The organism is Azospirillum melinis (assembly GCF_013340935.1).
Lineage (GTDB): Bacteria > Pseudomonadota > Alphaproteobacteria > Azospirillales > Azospirillaceae > Azospirillum > Azospirillum melinis.
Map to the genome: position 1 here is coordinate 14,910 of NZ_WHOS01000077.1, position 14,495 is coordinate 29,404.

Annotated in this window: 12 protein-coding genes; 6 read left to right on the plus strand and 6 right to left on the minus strand. The window is 69.1% G+C overall.

Annotated features, from left to right (window positions below; all coding sequences use genetic code 11):
• Positions 1–459 precede the first annotated feature (459 nt).
• The 4 genes from GBZ48_RS32125 to GBZ48_RS32140 all read left to right on the plus strand — a co-directional run bounded on the left by GBZ48_RS32125 (position 460) and on the right by GBZ48_RS32140 (position 6,167).
• Complete coding sequence (locus tag GBZ48_RS32125; protein ID WP_174474728.1) at positions 460–1,296, plus strand: sulfotransferase family protein; 837 nt, start codon at positions 460–462, stop codon at positions 1,294–1,296.
• Positions 1,286–2,293 (plus strand): sulfate adenylyltransferase subunit CysD, encoded by a 1,008-nt coding sequence (gene cysD, locus GBZ48_RS32130; protein WP_281362516.1) that lies wholly within the window; start codon positions 1,286–1,288, stop codon positions 2,291–2,293. Before GBZ48_RS32125 ends, cysD begins: the two co-directional genes overlap by 11 nt.
• Complete coding sequence (gene cysN / locus GBZ48_RS32135; protein ID WP_174474729.1) at positions 2,293–4,209, plus strand: sulfate adenylyltransferase subunit CysN; 1,917 nt, start codon at positions 2,293–2,295, stop codon at positions 4,207–4,209. The genes cysD and cysN overlap by 1 nt, the downstream gene beginning before the upstream one ends.
• Before the next feature lie 293 nt (positions 4,210–4,502).
• Entirely contained in the window at positions 4,503–6,167 is a 1,665-nt protein-coding gene (locus GBZ48_RS32140) for a methyl-accepting chemotaxis protein (protein ID WP_174474730.1), read from the plus strand.
• Between the two features lie 181 nt (positions 6,168–6,348).
• Here GBZ48_RS32140 and GBZ48_RS37115 read toward each other — a convergent pair whose 3' ends face one another.
• Genes GBZ48_RS37115 through GBZ48_RS32160 form a run of 4 tightly spaced genes read right to left on the minus strand, consistent with a single transcriptional unit; the run spans position 6,349 to position 9,529 of the window.
• Positions 6,349–6,477, minus strand: a complete 129-nt coding sequence (locus tag GBZ48_RS37115) for a hypothetical protein (RefSeq protein WP_425486032.1) — start codon at positions 6,475–6,477, stop codon at positions 6,349–6,351.
• Positions 6,478–6,518: 41 nt separating this feature from the next.
• Positions 6,519–6,803, minus strand: a complete 285-nt coding sequence (locus tag GBZ48_RS32150) for a ribbon-helix-helix domain-containing protein (protein WP_174474731.1) — start codon at positions 6,801–6,803, stop codon at positions 6,519–6,521.
• A gap of 42 nt (positions 6,804–6,845) precedes the next feature.
• Complete coding sequence (locus tag GBZ48_RS32155) at positions 6,846–8,306, minus strand: UdgX family uracil-DNA binding protein (RefSeq protein ID WP_174474732.1); 1,461 nt, start codon at positions 8,304–8,306, stop codon at positions 6,846–6,848.
• Between the two features lie 11 nt (positions 8,307–8,317).
• Positions 8,318–9,529, minus strand: coding sequence for a putative DNA modification/repair radical SAM protein (locus tag GBZ48_RS32160; protein WP_174474733.1), 1,212 nt, complete (start codon positions 9,527–9,529; stop codon positions 8,318–8,320).
• A gap of 425 nt (positions 9,530–9,954) precedes the next feature.
• On the opposite strand from GBZ48_RS32160, the gene GBZ48_RS32165 reads away from it, so the two are divergent.
• A complete protein-coding gene (locus tag GBZ48_RS32165; protein WP_174474734.1) occupies positions 9,955–10,638 on the plus strand; it encodes a DUF2076 domain-containing protein in 684 nt (227 codons plus the stop codon).
• Between the two features lie 378 nt (positions 10,639–11,016).
• Here GBZ48_RS32165 and GBZ48_RS32170 read toward each other — a convergent pair whose 3' ends face one another.
• Positions 11,017–12,381: a nucleotide sugar dehydrogenase gene (locus GBZ48_RS32170; RefSeq protein ID WP_174474735.1), complete on the minus strand. Its 1,365-nt coding sequence runs from the start codon at positions 12,379–12,381 to the stop codon at positions 11,017–11,019.
• A 266-nt stretch (positions 12,382–12,647) separates the two neighbouring features.
• On the opposite strand from GBZ48_RS32170, the gene GBZ48_RS32175 reads away from it, so the two are divergent.
• Positions 12,648–13,469: a hypothetical protein gene (locus tag GBZ48_RS32175; protein ID WP_343049757.1), complete on the plus strand. Its 822-nt coding sequence runs from the start codon at positions 12,648–12,650 to the stop codon at positions 13,467–13,469.
• Positions 13,470–13,493: 24 nt separating this feature from the next.
• On the opposite strand, the gene ypfJ is transcribed toward GBZ48_RS32175, so the two are convergent.
• Positions 13,494–14,492: a KPN_02809 family neutral zinc metallopeptidase gene (gene ypfJ / locus GBZ48_RS32180; protein ID WP_246307605.1), complete on the minus strand. Its 999-nt coding sequence runs from the start codon at positions 14,490–14,492 to the stop codon at positions 13,494–13,496.
• Between the last annotated feature and the right edge of the window lie 3 nt (positions 14,493–14,495).

The following is a 14,495-nucleotide window of genomic DNA, read 5'->3' on the forward strand; positions in this document are numbered from 1 at the left end:
AGAGACATGCCTTCTCATGTGGTTTCCACGTAGACTTCGGTCCACCATTGAGGATTGCATCCGTATATTTGTAAGCCCATGGGGTTAGATCCGGATTAGAGCTAAAAAAGCTTATCCGGCAGGACCATAACTAGCCTTGAGAGAGGGCGCTTGGCCGATTTTCAGGAAAGACGCACCGATTGCCGAGGTCACGGAAAAGACGGATCGTCCGGAGACGCGGCGACGCAAAAGGAGGCTGTTGTGTTTTGGAATGGAAAGACCCTGGCAGCCGATCATTATGCCACGTCGTTAAGACACCACTTTGGTGACGGTACGGTTCATCGTTTTCAAAAAGAGATCGGGTTCGTTGGAAAACGGCTTCTTCGACTTCCAAGCACCGAAAGATCGGCCTTCTTCGATCCCTGGTTCACCGAGGAGAACGCCCGCCATCTGCGGTCGGTCGCCCGATCCGTCCGTGGGATGGCGTCCGATGCGCCCGCCCTGGCGCCAGCTTTGGCGCCGGCCCCCCGCATCGTCTTCCTGCACGGCGTGATGCCGCGCAGCGGCACCAACTATCTCCAGAGCCTGCTGGAACTGCATCCCGACGTGCTGGTCAATCCCTATGGCATCCGCGAGCTTCCCTTCCTCAACACGGTGGAGGATGCGCGGACCTACGAGGGGCGCTTCCTGCGTCTTTACCGGCGCAACCGGGAGTCGTTGAGCGATCTGGAAACCTTCTGCTATATGGTGAACGGCTTCCTGCGCCGGATCGAAGCCGACTTCCCGGCCGGCAAGACGGTGGTGATCAAGTCGCCCCACACCCGGATGATGCGCTATTTCCCCTACCTGTTCCCGGCGGAACGCTGCCTGATCGTGCTGCGCGACGGCCGCCGCGCCGTGCAGTCCACCATCGACACCTGGCCGCTGCGCTTCCTGGGCCGGACCTTTGCCGACGTCTGCCGGGAATGGAGCTTCGGCACCGAGGCGGCGCTGGAGGCGCAGAGCCGGATGAGCGCCGACGCCTGCCGGCTGGTCCGTTTCGAAGACGCGGTGGCCGCCCCCGACGGCACGGCCCGCGACCTCATGCGTTTCCTGGATCTGGACGAGGGCCGCTATCCGTTCGAGCGGATCGGCGACCTTCCCATCCTGGGATCGTCTCGCGCCTCGCGCAGCAACGGCGAGGTCAGCTGGACCCCCGTCAGCAAACCCGAAGGTTTCGACCCGTCGAAGCGCCCGATCCAATGGTCGCGCAAGCGTCAGGCCCTGTTCGACGCCGTGGCTGGAGACATGCAGAAGAAGGCCGGCTATGCTTCTTGATCCGCTTCTCGACATCCGCCCCGCGGCCAGGGAGATTTCCGGCTCCGGGTCCGTCACCGGCTCCGAGGCCAGCTTGCCCGCCATCCTGACCACGCCGGCCCGCCTCACCCACCTGCAAAGGCTGGAGGCGGAGAGCATCCACATCATGCGCGAGGTGGCGGCCCAGTTCCACAAGCCGGTCATGCTCTATTCGGTGGGCAAGGACAGCTCGGTCCTGCTGCATCTGGCGATGAAGGCCTTCTACCCGTCGAAGCCGCCCTTCCCGCTGCTGCATGTCGACACGACCTGGAAATTCCGGGAGATGATCGAGTTCCGCGACCGCATGGCGCGGGATCTCGGGCTGGACCTGATGGTCCACATCAACCGGGACGGCGTGCGCCAGGGCATCGGCCCGGTCAGCCATGGTTCGGCCGTCCACACCGACGTGATGAAGACGCAGGCGCTGAAACAGGCGCTCGACGCCCACGGCTTCGACGCCGCCTTCGGCGGGGCGCGCCGCGACGAGGAGAAGAGCCGCGCCAAGGAGCGCATCTTCTCCTTCCGGACATCCTCCCACCGCTGGGAACCGAAGAACCAGCGGCCGGAGCTGTGGAGCCTCTACCAGGGCCGCATCCACAAGGGCGAGAGCATCCGCGTCTTCCCGCTGTCGAACTGGACCGAGCTGGACATCTGGCAATACATCCACCAGGAGGCCATCCCGGTGGTGCCGCTCTATTTCGCCAAGCCGCGCCCGGTGGTGGAGCGCGACGGCACCCTGATCATGGTCGACGACGACCGGCTGCCGCTGAGACCCGGCGAGGTGCCGGAGATGGCCTGGGTGCGCTTCCGCACGCTCGGCTGCTATCCGCTGACCGGGGCCGTGCGCAGCACCGCCGCCACCCTGCCCGAGATCATCCGCGAGATGCTGCTGTCCACCGGTTCGGAACGGCAGGGCCGGGTGATCGACCAGGACGCCGCCGCCTCGATGGAAGCGAAGAAGCAGGAAGGCTACTTCTGATGCTGACGGATCTCGACCCCGCCACCGCTCCCGCGGATGCCGCAACCGAGGTGCAGGCGTATCTGGCCCGCCAGAACGGCAAGGACCTGCTACGCTTCATCACCTGCGGCTCGGTCGACGACGGCAAGTCGACGCTGATCGGCCGGCTGCTCTACGACTGCAAATGCCTGTTCGAGGACCAGCTGGCCAGCCTGGAGGCGGACTCCGGCCGCTTCGGCACCACCGGCGCCGGCCGGCTCGACCTTGCCCTGCTGGTCGACGGGCTGGCGGCGGAGCGCGAGCAGGGCATCACCATCGATGTCGCCTACCGCTTCTTCACCACCGACCGCCGCAAGTTCATCGTCGCCGACACGCCGGGCCACGAGCAATACACCCGCAACATGGTCACCGGCGCCTCGACCGCCGACGCCGCGGTCCTGCTGGTCGATGCGCGCAAGGGCGTGCTGACCCAGACCCGGCGCCACAGCACCATCGTCTCGCTGCTCGGCGTCCGCCATGTCGTGCTGGCGGTCAACAAGATGGACGCCGTCGGCTGGAGCCGCGAGACCTTCGAGCGGATCGCCGCCGACTACCGCGTCTTCGCCCAGCGCATCGGCATCGACGAGGTCACCTGCATCCCGGTCTCGGCGCTGACCGGCGACAACGTCACCAGGCCGTCGGAGCACATGGTCTGGTACGGCGGCCCCACCCTGCTCGGCCATCTGGAGAGCGTCGACGCCGCGGCGGAAGAAAAGCTCGGCTCCTTCCGCATGGCGGTGCAGTGGGTCAACCGGCCGAACCAGGATTTCCGCGGCTTCTGCGGCACGGTGGCCGGCGGCGCGCTCTGCACCGGCGATGAGGTCGCCATCCTGCCCGGCGGGCGGACCAGCCGGGTGGCGCGGATCGTCACCATGGACGGCGATCTGGAGACGGCGCTGCCCGGACAGGCGGTCACGCTGGTGCTGGCCGACGAGGTCGACGCCAGCCGCGGCGACATGATCGTCGCCGCCGCCGGCCGGCCGGAGGTGGCCGACCAGTTCGCGGCGCATGTGGTGTGGATGGACGAACAGCCGCTGCTGCCCGGCCGCTCCTACCTGCTGCGCGCCGGCACGGCGACGGTCGGCGCCCAGGTGACCGAGCTGAAGCACGCCATCAACGTCAACACCCAGGAGCATGCCGCCGCCAAGCACCTGGATCTCAACGACGTCGGCTTCTGCAATCTGGCGCTCGACCGGCCGATCCCGTTCGACGCCTATGCCGACAGCCGCGAGACCGGAAGCTTCATCCTGATCGACCGGCTGACCAACGCCACCGCCGGCTGCGGCATGATCCGCTTCCCCCTGCGCCGGGCGTCGAACATCCACCGCCACGCCTCGAAGCTGGACAAGGCGGCGCGGGCGGGCAGCCTGCAGAAGCCCTGCGTGCTGTGGTTCACCGGCCTGTCCGGCTCCGGCAAGTCCAGCGTTGCCGACCGGCTGGAGCAGGAGCTGCACCGTCTCGGCCGCCGCACCATGATCCTCGACGGCGACAATGTCCGCCACGGGCTGAACCGGGATCTGGGCTTCACCGACGAGGACCGGGTGGAGAACATCCGCCGGGTCGCCGAAGTGTCGAAGCTGATGGTGGACGCCGGGCTGATCGTGCTGGTCAGCTTCATCTCCCCCTTCCGCGAGGAGCGCCGGATGGCGCGCTCCCTGGTGCAGGACGGCGAGTTCCTGGAGATCTTCATGGACACGCCGCTGGAGGTCTGCGAGGCCCGCGACCCCAAGGGACTCTATAAGAAGGCCCGCGCCGGCCAGCTCCCGCACTTCACCGGCATCGACAGTGCCTACGAGCCGCCGGACGCGCCGGAGATCACGCTGAAGGGCGCCGAACAGGGCACCGACGCGATGGTCGCCCAGGTGATCGGGGAGTTGCGGCGGCGCGAGGTGATCTGATCCTTGTGCCCATGGCGATCTCCAAGGGCGGCTCCAAGCCGCCCTTTCTCTTTTCCCGGATGACGCCTCGGTTTGGCATCCAGGATCGGGATTGAGGGGGAATAAGAAAGCAGAGGGAAAAGAGCAGTCCCCATATTCGCCAATTGAATTTGTTGTTTTCGGGCAATTGGTGATTTCCCCTATGCATTGCATATCCCCGTATTGCTATTTGTTAACGCGACCGTGGCAATTCGTTTTCATTGCGCCGGCAGAGCGACCTTCCGGCCGCCCGTTCCGCTCCCCACGAGAGTGCGATGAAACTTTCCAGCAAGATCCTGCTGCCGGTCCTGGTGCTCTCCACCGTTTCGGTCGCCATCGGCGGCACTTCCGTATGGGGGCTGAACCGCATCGCCTCCGCCAACCAGGCCCTCATCCAGATGGACCGGATGGTCCTGACCGCGTCGGAACTGCGGTCGATCAGCCGCTCCCTGCAGCGCGACGCCCTGAACCTGATTTCGGAAGACGCCGCGACCCAGGCGGCCATCGGCGAGCGGTTCGGTGCACGCATCGAAGAAATGGCGGAAAAGAACCGCCGGCTCGACCGGCTTCTCGTCGCGTCGGGCAATCCGGCCGCCGGCCAGACCGGTCCTCTGCAGATCAAGGTCATGGAGGCGCTGACCGGAACGCGCGACCTCGCCCTGGCGGGTCAGCGCGAGGCTGCCGCTGCCCTGTTCCGCGGTGAGCTGCGCAAAAGCGAGCGGGCGGCTTCGGCCATGACCGATCCCATCATCGAAACGGGGACGGAGCGGATCGCCCAACTCACCGACGAGGTGGAGGAGGCCGAGAGCTTCGTGAGGACGGTCGTGGCGGCGGTAGGGCTGATCGGTATCCTCGCCGGCGCCCTGCTGTCGCTGCTGATCGCCCGCCGCAGTGTCGTGGAGCCGCTGGCCCGGCTGACGGCAAGCATGGGACGCTTGGCGCACAAGGACTATGGCGTCGACCTGTCCGACGCAGCGCGCAATGACGAGGTCGGCGCCATGGCCACCGCGGTCGTCACCTTCCGCGACGCGCTGCAGACCGCCGACCGGCTGGAGGCGGAGCAGGCGGCGGATCGCGCCGCCAAGGAGCGGCGCACCGCGGAGGTCGAACGGCTGGTCCGCCATTTCGAAGCGACCGTGAGCGATATCCTGCGCACGCTGTCGTCTGCCGCCACCGAGCTGAGCCAGACGGCGCACAGCATGTCGGGCATCGCCGACCAGACCAATGCGCGCGCATCGGCCGCGGCCGGAACGGCGGCCGAGGCCTCGTCCAACGTCCAGGCCGTCGCGGCGGCGACGGAGGAGCTGACCTCCTCCATCACCGAGATCAGCGGACAGGTGTCACGCTCCACCGCCATCGCCGACCAGGCGGTGGGCGAGGCGCAGCAGACCAACGTCCAGGTCCAGGGGCTGGTCGAGCAGGCGCAGCGGATCGGCGAGATCGTGCAGATGATCAGCAATATCGCCAGCCAGACCAACCTGCTGGCGCTGAACGCCACCATCGAGGCGGCGCGTGCTGGCGAGGCTGGCAAGGGCTTCGCCGTCGTGGCGTCGGAGGTGAAGAACCTCGCCACCCAGACCGCCAAGGCGACCGAGGACATCGGCTCCCAGATCGCCTCGATGCAGGGCGCCACCAACGGGGCGGCCCAGGCGATCAACGGCATCAGCCGGACCATCGCGACGATCAGCGAGGTCGCCACCTCCATCGCCTCCGCCATCGAGGAGCAGGGCGCGGCAACGGCCGAGATCGCCCGCAACGTTCAGGAGGCCTCCAGCGGCACCGCGTCAGTCAGCGCCAACATCGGCGGCGTCAGCGAGGCGGCGGCTCAGACCGGTGCGGCGGCCAGTCAGGTTCTGGGTGCCTCGGGCGAACTGGCGCGCCAGTCGGAACTGCTGCGGCAGGAGGTCGAAACCTTCCTGAGCGGCATCCGCGCCGCCTGACCTGCAGCGATACCGGGGCGGGACCGTTCAACCCGCCCCATCCACCATCTCCCGTTCCCTACTCCTCAAATCCGCCACGGACGGCGAGTGCCGCAGCGTCACGCGCGCCATGAAGGACGCGGACGATCGCCACCGCATCCGGCAGCGGCCGATAATAGATGGCGTAGGCACGGGTGGAAGGTCACCCGCAGACCGGGAGCCAACCCGTTGCGGGCGGCCCCCATAAAGGGAAGTGACTCAGAGGCTGAAGGCTGGCTTCGATGGCCCGGATGAAACTGGTCGCCACCGTTTCGGACGACTCCGCCGCCACATGGGCCCAGAGTTCGACAAGGTCGGCTTCCGCCGCCTCGGTCAGGCGGAGCGGGAGCGGGCGGATAATGCTTTCCCCCGTTCGGCGATCCGTTCGGCATCGAAGTCCGTCAGGCGTCCTTCGGCCAGATCGGCCATGCCCCGGTCGATGTCCGCCTTCAGCGATGCGAATTCCTGGCGTTGCAGGGCGCGCTTCACCGCCCAGTCGCGCAGAGCCTCGCGGATGACCTCACTGCTCGACGCATAATCGCCGCCGGAAACGGCTCCCTTCACGGCCGCAGCCATGGCGGCCGGCAAGGTGATGGTCAGACGCTCGATCTCCGCCATGACAGCTCTCCCTGGAATACTTGATCATACCATCGGGTGCCGTCAACCCGCCCACTCCACCATCCCCCGTGCCCGCCGCAGGTCGGCGACGAAGTCGCGATAGGCCTGTTCCGCCCCCTCCCCTGCCGGCAGGCGCAGCAGGTAGGACGGGTGGACGGTGACGAAGCCCTCCCAATCGCCGAACCCCATCGGCCCGCGTTCCCGCAGAACCGAGACGCTGCGTCCGCTCAGCGCGAGGGCCGCGGTGGCGCCCAGCGTCACAACCAGACGCGGGCGGACGAAGCCCAGCTCCTTCATCAGCCACCAGCGGTAATGCTTCACCTCGCCGGCGGTCGGCGACTGGTGCAGGCGGCGCTTGCCGCGGGCGACGAACTTGAAATGCTTCACCGCGTTGGTCAGGTAGGCGGCATCGCGCTCGATCCCGGCCTCCTCCAGCGCGCGGCTCAGCAACTGCCCGGCCGGACCGACGAAGGGGCGGCCTTCCACATCCTCGTGGTCGCCGGGCTGCTCGCCGACGATGGCGATGGCGGCCCCCTCCGGCCCCTCGCCCAGCACGGCCTGCGTCGCTCCCGGTACCAGCGGGTCCGCCGCCCGGATGATGCGGTTCAGCTCGGCCAGCGTCGCCGGCTCCTGCCGGGCCATGGCGGCGACGGCCTTGTCGGGGTTGCGGCGGCGGGGCGCTGCCGCCTCCGCCTCGATCATCGCCTGGACGCGGGCAGGGGCGCCGCGGATCATTCCGGGAATGGCCGCCGCCTCCGGCAAATTGGCCCAGTATTTCCGCGGCATCTCCGCCCGCATCGCCGTCGGGTTCACCCGTGCGGGATTGAAGGTGCTCTCGTAATAGCGCTGCCAGCCCTCGGCGAAGCGGTCGTCGCGGTCGAGCCCCTCCGGCCTCAAAGCCGCCGGCCCGACCGTCAGCGAGCGCCGGTCCCAATGCAGCGAGCCGACCGGCGTCAGGATCGTCCAGACCAGGCTCTCGAAGCGCTCGACGAAGAAGGGGGCGGTCGCCTCGACGATGAAATTGTCGGGCTCGAACCACGCGACGTAGCGCTCCCCGCCCCGATCTTCGGAGTTGGCCGGATCCCGAACCTCGCGGAAGCGCAGGAAGGCGTGCATCTTGTGCAGGTCGCGCCGCACCGCCTTGTCCAGCAGCGCCAGCCGGTGGACCAGCGGATCGGCATGGTGGTCGAGGATGTCGCGCTCCCCCCGCACCACCCGGCAGACCAGCCGGTGCAGCAGGCCATAGCGCTCCGGATCGCGGTGGCAGACCACGCTTTCGATCAGCGCCCCCACCGGACGGGGCAGCGGAACCGGCGGTGCGTCCACCGGCAAGGGCGCCGGCAGGGGCGCCGTCCCGGTTCCGGGAGCGGTCCCGAACAGCGACGGCGCCGCCCCGCCGCTCCACACCACCCCGTCCGGATCGGCGCCGAGCGCGACCAGCCCGCGCAGCGCACGGCGGAAGCCATCCAGGTCGGCGCCGTCCTTCAACTCCACATGCCGCATGGCTCAGCCCCTCAGAACAGGCTGAGCTGCTTGGGCGGCGCCACCAGCCGCTGCCGCAGATCGGCGCGGTCGGTCAGCCCGCCCGGATGGTGGTCGGCGGCGATCAGGAAGGCGCGCGCCCGTTTCAGCCCCGACGACAGCCGGGCCACATCCTCCAGCCGCAGGGTGGTGTGGCGGCGCGCCTCGACGATCTTGTCGACCGCCCGCGCCCCCAGCCCCGGCACGCGCAGAAGCATCTCGCGGTCGGCGCTGTTCACGTCCACCGGGAAGCGCTCGCGGTTCTTCAGGGCCCAGGCCAGCTTGGGGTCGATGCCCAGGTCCAGCATCCCGCCCTCGCCCCCGGCGGCGATCTCGTCCACCGTGAAGCCGTAATAGCGCAGCAGCCAGTCGGCCTGGTACAGCCGGTTCTCGCGCTGGAGCGGCGGCGGCTTGGCCGGCAGGGCGGAGCTGGCCTCCGGGATCGGGCTGAAGGCGGAATAATAGACCCGGCGCAGCCCATAGCGGCGATAGAGCGTGTCGCTGGTCTCCAGCACCGACAGGTCGGTGGAGGCGTCGGCGCCGACGATCATCTGGGTGCTCTGGCCGGCGGGGGAGAAGCGGCGCTTCTCCTCCTTGGCCTCCAGGATGCGTTCGCCGACCTGCCCCATCACCGCCTTGATCGAGCTGCCGTCCTTCTCCGGCGCGAACTCCTTCAGGCTGCGGTCGGACGACAGTTCGAGGTTGATCGACAGCCGGTCGGCCCACAGCCCGGCCTGCTCGATCAGCCAGGGGCTGGCCTCCGGGATCGTCTTCAAATGGATGTAGCCGGCGAAGCCATGGTCGCGCCGCAGGGTACGCGCCACCAGCATCAGCTGCTCCATCGTGTGGTCGGGCGAGCGGATGATGCCGGAGGACAGGAACAGCCCTTCGATGCAGTTGCGCTTGTAGAAACCCAGCGTCAGCTGAACGACCTCCTCCACGCTGAACCGCGCGCGCCGCACGTTGGAGGAACGGCGGTTGATGCAGTAGGCGCAGTCGAACAGGCAATAGTTGGTCAGCAGGATCTTGAGCAGCGAGACGCAGCGCCCGTCCGGCGTATAGGCGTGGCAGATGCCGGCCCCGGTGGTCGAGCCGATGCCGTCCGGCCCGCCCGTCCGCCGCTTCGCCCCCGACGAGGCGCAGGAAGCGTCGTACTTTGCGGCGTCCGCCAGGATCTCGAGTTTGTCGAGCAGCGCGTCATCCACCGTGATGGCTTCCCTCTTCCTTTCCGGTGTTCGCAATATGTTCTTCTGAAAGGAAAAGGCAAGCGGGGTGTCTTGAAAGCGGGCCGGAACGGGGCCACGTGCTCTACAACCGGATCCGGGCCCCTCTGGCGACTTAGACGTGGTCGCGATGTCGGATCTCTTCACCTGCTCTTGCGCCGACGGGCGTGACCGCACTTGGAGGGACTGATGCCCTTGCCCCTGAGACAACGCCCCCGGCCTCCGGCATTCCCCGCTTCCGACCTTAATCCCCAACGCGCCGCTTCTCCGGCGCGCCGCACGGCTTTGCCGCCGCTCCGGGCGGTCGGCTTGGTGCGCCTGCGGGGCGTCGGCGCCGGGGCCAGGGCCGAGACCCTGAAGTCTTCCCCCGCCTCATTCCCAACCTTTTGATGAAGACGAGCATCGCCATGGACCACACCGAACGCCAGATCATCGACGACTTGTTCGCCAAGCTGCATCAGGCCGAGGCGCAATCCGGCCCGCGCGATCCCGAGGCCGAGGCGCTGATCCGCGAGCGGATCGCCCGCCAGCCGGCCGCCCCCTACCTGATGGCGCAGGCCATCGTGATGATGGAGCAGGCGCTCGCCGCCTCGCAGGGCCGCAACGAGGAGCTGGAGCGCCAGCTGCGCGAGCGCCCGGCCGCCGCTCCCGCCGCCCCGGCCCAGTCCGGTGGTGGCGGCCTGTTCGGCAGCCTGTTCGGCGGCAGCAGCCGTCCTGCTCCGCAGCCCTCATATCCGGCGTCTGCCCCGGCCGCAGCCGCCCCCTCGGCCGCCATGCCGGCCGGCTCGCCCTGGGGCCGTCCGCCGGCAGCATCCGGCACGCCCACCTATGGCGACCCGCGCGTCGCCGGCTATGCCCAGCAGCCGCGGGCCGGCGGCGGCTTCATGGCCGGCGCCATGCAGACGGCGGCCGGCGTGGCCGGCGGCATGCTGATCGGCAGCGCGCTCTCCAGCATGTTCTCCGGCGGCGAGGCGATGGCGGGCGAGGCCGCCACCGCCGCCACTGATGCTGCCACCGCCGCCACCGACCATGTCGAGCAGACGGTCGAGGACAGCGGCTGGGGCGATTTCGGCGGCGAAGAGGAGATGTGAGTCCATCCCTCCGGGCGGCGCTCCGTTGAATTGAGCGCCGCCATCGCGGAGAAAATTCCTATATGATGGCGTCGGACCCATTGTTGCGGAGCCGACGCCATGCTTCCCCCTCCCACCTTTTCAGGATCGCCTGCGCCAGGGCATGGGAGGGGGATTTTCCTGCCGGATGGAACGGCGGCGCCCGGCCTGTTCCATAGCGTTCCATCCGGCCCCGCCGCGGACCTTGTTGCCGGACCCATTGCCCGCCCGGCGGATGGAACGGTAGCGTCCGGCGTGTTCCACACTGTTCCAGCCGCCGCCGCCGTTGGCCCTGCCGATGGAACGCCGCCGCCCGGCACGTTCCACGCTGTTGCAACCGTCTGCGGCTCGGCCCCGCCCTCAGGCCTTCACGATGCGGTCGGCGAAACCCTCGACGGCGCGCATGGCGTTGCGGGTGTCGACCACCAGCGGGCAGTGGGCGGCGAGGCCCTGCCAGTCGATGCCGTCATGGTCGGTGACGATCACCGCCGCGTCGAAGCCGGCGAGCCGTTCCGCCGTCCACTCGACGGACCGGCGGCCGGCGAGTGCGGCATGCTCGCGGGTGACCGGCAGCACGGGGATGAAGGGGTCGTGGTACTCGACCGCGGCCCCGCGCTCCAGCAGCATCTCCATCAGCCGCAGCCCCGGCGATTCCCGGCTGTCGTCGACGTTCTTCTTGTAGGCCATGCCGACCAGCAGGATGCGCGACCGGCTGAGCCCGATCCCGGCCTGCCGGTCGAGCGCCAGGGCGAGGCGGTCGACCACATGGCGCGGCATCATCGTGTTGACCTCTCCCGCCAGCTCGATGAAGCGGGTGGAGATCTGGTATTCGCGCGCCTTCCAGGTCAGGTAGAAGGGGTCGATCGGGATGCAGTGGCCGCCCAGGCCGGGGCCGGGATAGAAGGGCATGAAGCCGAAGGGCTTGGTCTTCGCCGCCTCGATCACCTCCCAGATGTCGATGCCCATCGGCTCGAAGACGATCTTCAGCTCGTTCACCAGGGCGATGTTGACGGAGCGGAAGATGTTCTCGGTCAGCTTGGTCGCCTCCGCCGCCCGCGTGCCCGACACCGGCACCACCTGTGGCACTACCTGCTCGTAGAGCGCCACCGCCAGCCGGCGCGCGCCCTCGTCGTCGCCGCCGACCACCTTGGGGATGGTGCTGGTGGTGAAGGTGATGTTGCCGGGGTCCTCGCGCTCGGGCGAATAGGCCAGGAAGAAGTCGCGGCCGCTGGCCAGCCCGGTCTCCTCCAGGATCGGCCGCATCACCTCGTCGGTGGTGCCGGGCCAGGTGGTCGATTCCAGAACCACCAGCTGGCCCCTGCGCAGCCGGTCGCGGATCAGGCGGGTGGAGGCCTCGACGAAGCTCAGGTCCGGCTCGCGCTGCGGCGACAGCGGGGTGGGGACGCAGACGATCACGGCGTCGCAGGCGGCGAATGCGTCGGCATCGGTCGTCGCCCGGAACCGCCCGGTCGCCGCCGCCTGCGCGACACGCTCGTCGGCGATCTGCCGGATGTAGGAGCGTCCGCCGTTCAGCGCCGCCGCCTTGGCCGGGTCGATGTCGAAGCCGGTGACCGTGAAGCCGGCCCCGGTCAGCGCCAGGGCCAGCGGCAGCCCGACATAGCCGAGCCCGACCACCGCCACCCGCGCGCTGCGGCCGCGATAGGCGCTTTCCAGGGACTGGATGTCGGGTGCCTGGATGTCGGGCTGGGTGTCCGCTGTGCTCATCGTGCCGTTCCGTTCGAAAGGACTGGACCGCCCGGACAGGTGTCCCACGGACGGCAGCCGAATGTGTGACGGGCGGGATGGCTTTGCGCAACCCCCCGTTCCGCCGGCAAGACCCGTCCATGGGAGCCGGGGATCGGAAACTCTGGCGCCGGGACTGGCAAGGGTGCCAACCTCCCCGGACGCCGCCCGCCCAAAACCTGCCAGCCCAGACCCGATCTGCCATGACAGCCCGACATCCGCCCCTTCTTCCGCAACAGATCGCTCCGGTGGACGACCGCCAGTCTGCGCTGACCGCTCTCCATCTGGGTGGCGACCCGGCAGTCCTCTTCGGTTATTTCATGGACCTGCGCGAGGAGAGCGACCGGGCGCTCGCCGGTCTGCCGCCGGCCGGCGGCAAGCCCTATCCCTATGGCCGCTGCGAAGAGATCACCCGCGACCTCTTCGCCCGCCTGTCGCAGCGTCTGGCCCAGCCGGCCGGCCCGGTGGAGCGCGCGCTGCGCGCCTTCGTCGAGGGGGGCGGCGTTCTGCACAGCGTCTGGGGGGTCCTGCGCGGCCAGTATTTCCAGAACGCGCTCCAGATCGGTGCGCTCTATGTCGACGTGTCGAACGACACGGTGGTGGTCACCAAGCCGAAGGTGGAGATCCTGCCCGTCGCGGAGTCCGGTCTGGTGCCGGTGCGCGACCTCGACCATTTCCGGCAGACGGCGGAGCGTTACTGGGGGGCGACGCTCTACGCCAACCATCTGGCGCCGACGCTGGCCCCGCTGCTGCCGGTGCTGTCGGTCAGTCCCGGCCGGCTGGCGCCCGGCCTGCAATCGGCCTGCGACTACATGATCGCGCTGATGTGCCGCGACAGGTTCGAACAGGCCGAACGCTGGCTGGAGACCGGCCCCGCCCCGCCCGCCGACCTTGCCGGCGCCTGTCTTCCCGCCATCCCCGCCGACCTGCGCCCGCTGACCGGCCAGCCCCGGCTGGAGGCGGTCGCCGCCTGCCGCCGCGCCCGGGAAGGCGCCTGCTGGGCCGACCCCGACTGGCGCACCGCCCGCGTGCTCGACTATCTGCGGCTCATGCGCGGGCCGGGAGGTTAAGCCTCTTCCCGGCCCTTCATCCTCTCACAGCCGGTCCGTGCCGAAGGTGTCGCAGGCTTCCAGCCGGCCGCTTTCCAGGCCGGTGCGGAACCAGCGGACGCGCTGGGCGGAGCTGCCATGGGTGAAGCTGTCGGGGCTGACGGTGCCGCGCGCCTGACGTTGCAGACGGTCGTCGCCGATGGCACTGGCGGCGGTCAGCGCCTCCTCGACGTCGCCGGGCTCCAGCATCTTGCGGTCGCGGTTGGCGTGGTTGCCCCAGATGCCGGCGAAGCAGTCGGCCTGCAACTCCAGCCGCACCGACAGGGCGTTGGCCTCGGCCTGGCCGCCCGCCCGCTGCTGGGCCGCCTGCACCTTGTCGGAGATGCCCAGCAGGTTCTGCACATGGTGGCCGACCTCATGGGCGATGACATAGGCCTGCGCGAAGTCGCCCGGGGCCTGGAAGCGGTCGCGCAGCTCGCGGTAGAAGCCGAGGTCGATGTAGAGCTTGCGGTCCATCGGGCAGTAGAAGGGCCCCATCGCCGCCTGGGCCCGGCCGCAGCCCGACGACACCGTGCCGGTGAACAGCACCAGCGTCGGGTCCTGGTACTGGCGCCCCATCTGCTGGAACAGGCCCTGCCAGGTGTCCTCGGTGTCGGCCAGCACCACGGAGACGAAGCGCTTCAGCTCGTCGTCGGCCTGGCTGCGCGGGGCGGCCTCGCCGATTTGGGTGCGCTCCGCCGTGGTCCGGTCTCCCTGCTCGCCGCCGCCCAGCAGCACCGTGGGATCGACCCCCAGCACCATCGAGACCAGCAGCACCACGATGACGCCGCCGACGCCCAGCCCGCCCGCGCCGATGCGGATGCCCCCGCCCCCAAGCCCGCCGCCGGGCCCCCCGCCAAACCCGCCCCCCACCCCGCCCCGGAGGCTGCTCCCCCCCAGCCCGCTGCTGGAACTGCCGAAGCCGGAGGAACCACCGCCGATGCTGTTGAGCGTCACCGACCGGCCGGCATCCGTGCTGGACGAGCTGCCGCTGACGCTGCCCAGCGT

What these genes read in the sequence shown, in the direction of transcription:
- GBZ48_RS32125 (WP_174474728.1), top strand. Translation starts at nt 460, where the DNA reads ATGGCGTCCGATGCGCCCGCCCTGGCGCCAGCTTTGGCGCCGGCCCCC.
- cysD (WP_281362516.1), top strand. Translation starts at nt 1,286, where the DNA reads ATGCTTCTTGATCCGCTTCTCGACATCCGCCCCGCGGCCAGGGAGATT.
- cysN (WP_174474729.1), top strand. Translation starts at nt 2,293, where the DNA reads ATGCTGACGGATCTCGACCCCGCCACCGCTCCCGCGGATGCCGCAACC.
- GBZ48_RS32140 (WP_174474730.1), top strand. Translation starts at nt 4,503, where the DNA reads ATGAAACTTTCCAGCAAGATCCTGCTGCCGGTCCTGGTGCTCTCCACC.
- GBZ48_RS32150 (WP_174474731.1), bottom strand. Translation starts at nt 6,803, where the DNA reads ATGGCGGAGATCGAGCGTCTGACCATCACCTTGCCGGCCGCCATGGCT.
- GBZ48_RS32155 (WP_174474732.1), bottom strand. Translation starts at nt 8,306, where the DNA reads ATGCGGCATGTGGAGTTGAAGGACGGCGCCGACCTGGATGGCTTCCGC.
- GBZ48_RS32165 (WP_174474734.1), top strand. Translation starts at nt 9,955, where the DNA reads ATGGACCACACCGAACGCCAGATCATCGACGACTTGTTCGCCAAGCTG.
- GBZ48_RS32170 (WP_174474735.1), bottom strand. Translation starts at nt 12,381, where the DNA reads ATGAGCACAGCGGACACCCAGCCCGACATCCAGGCACCCGACATCCAG.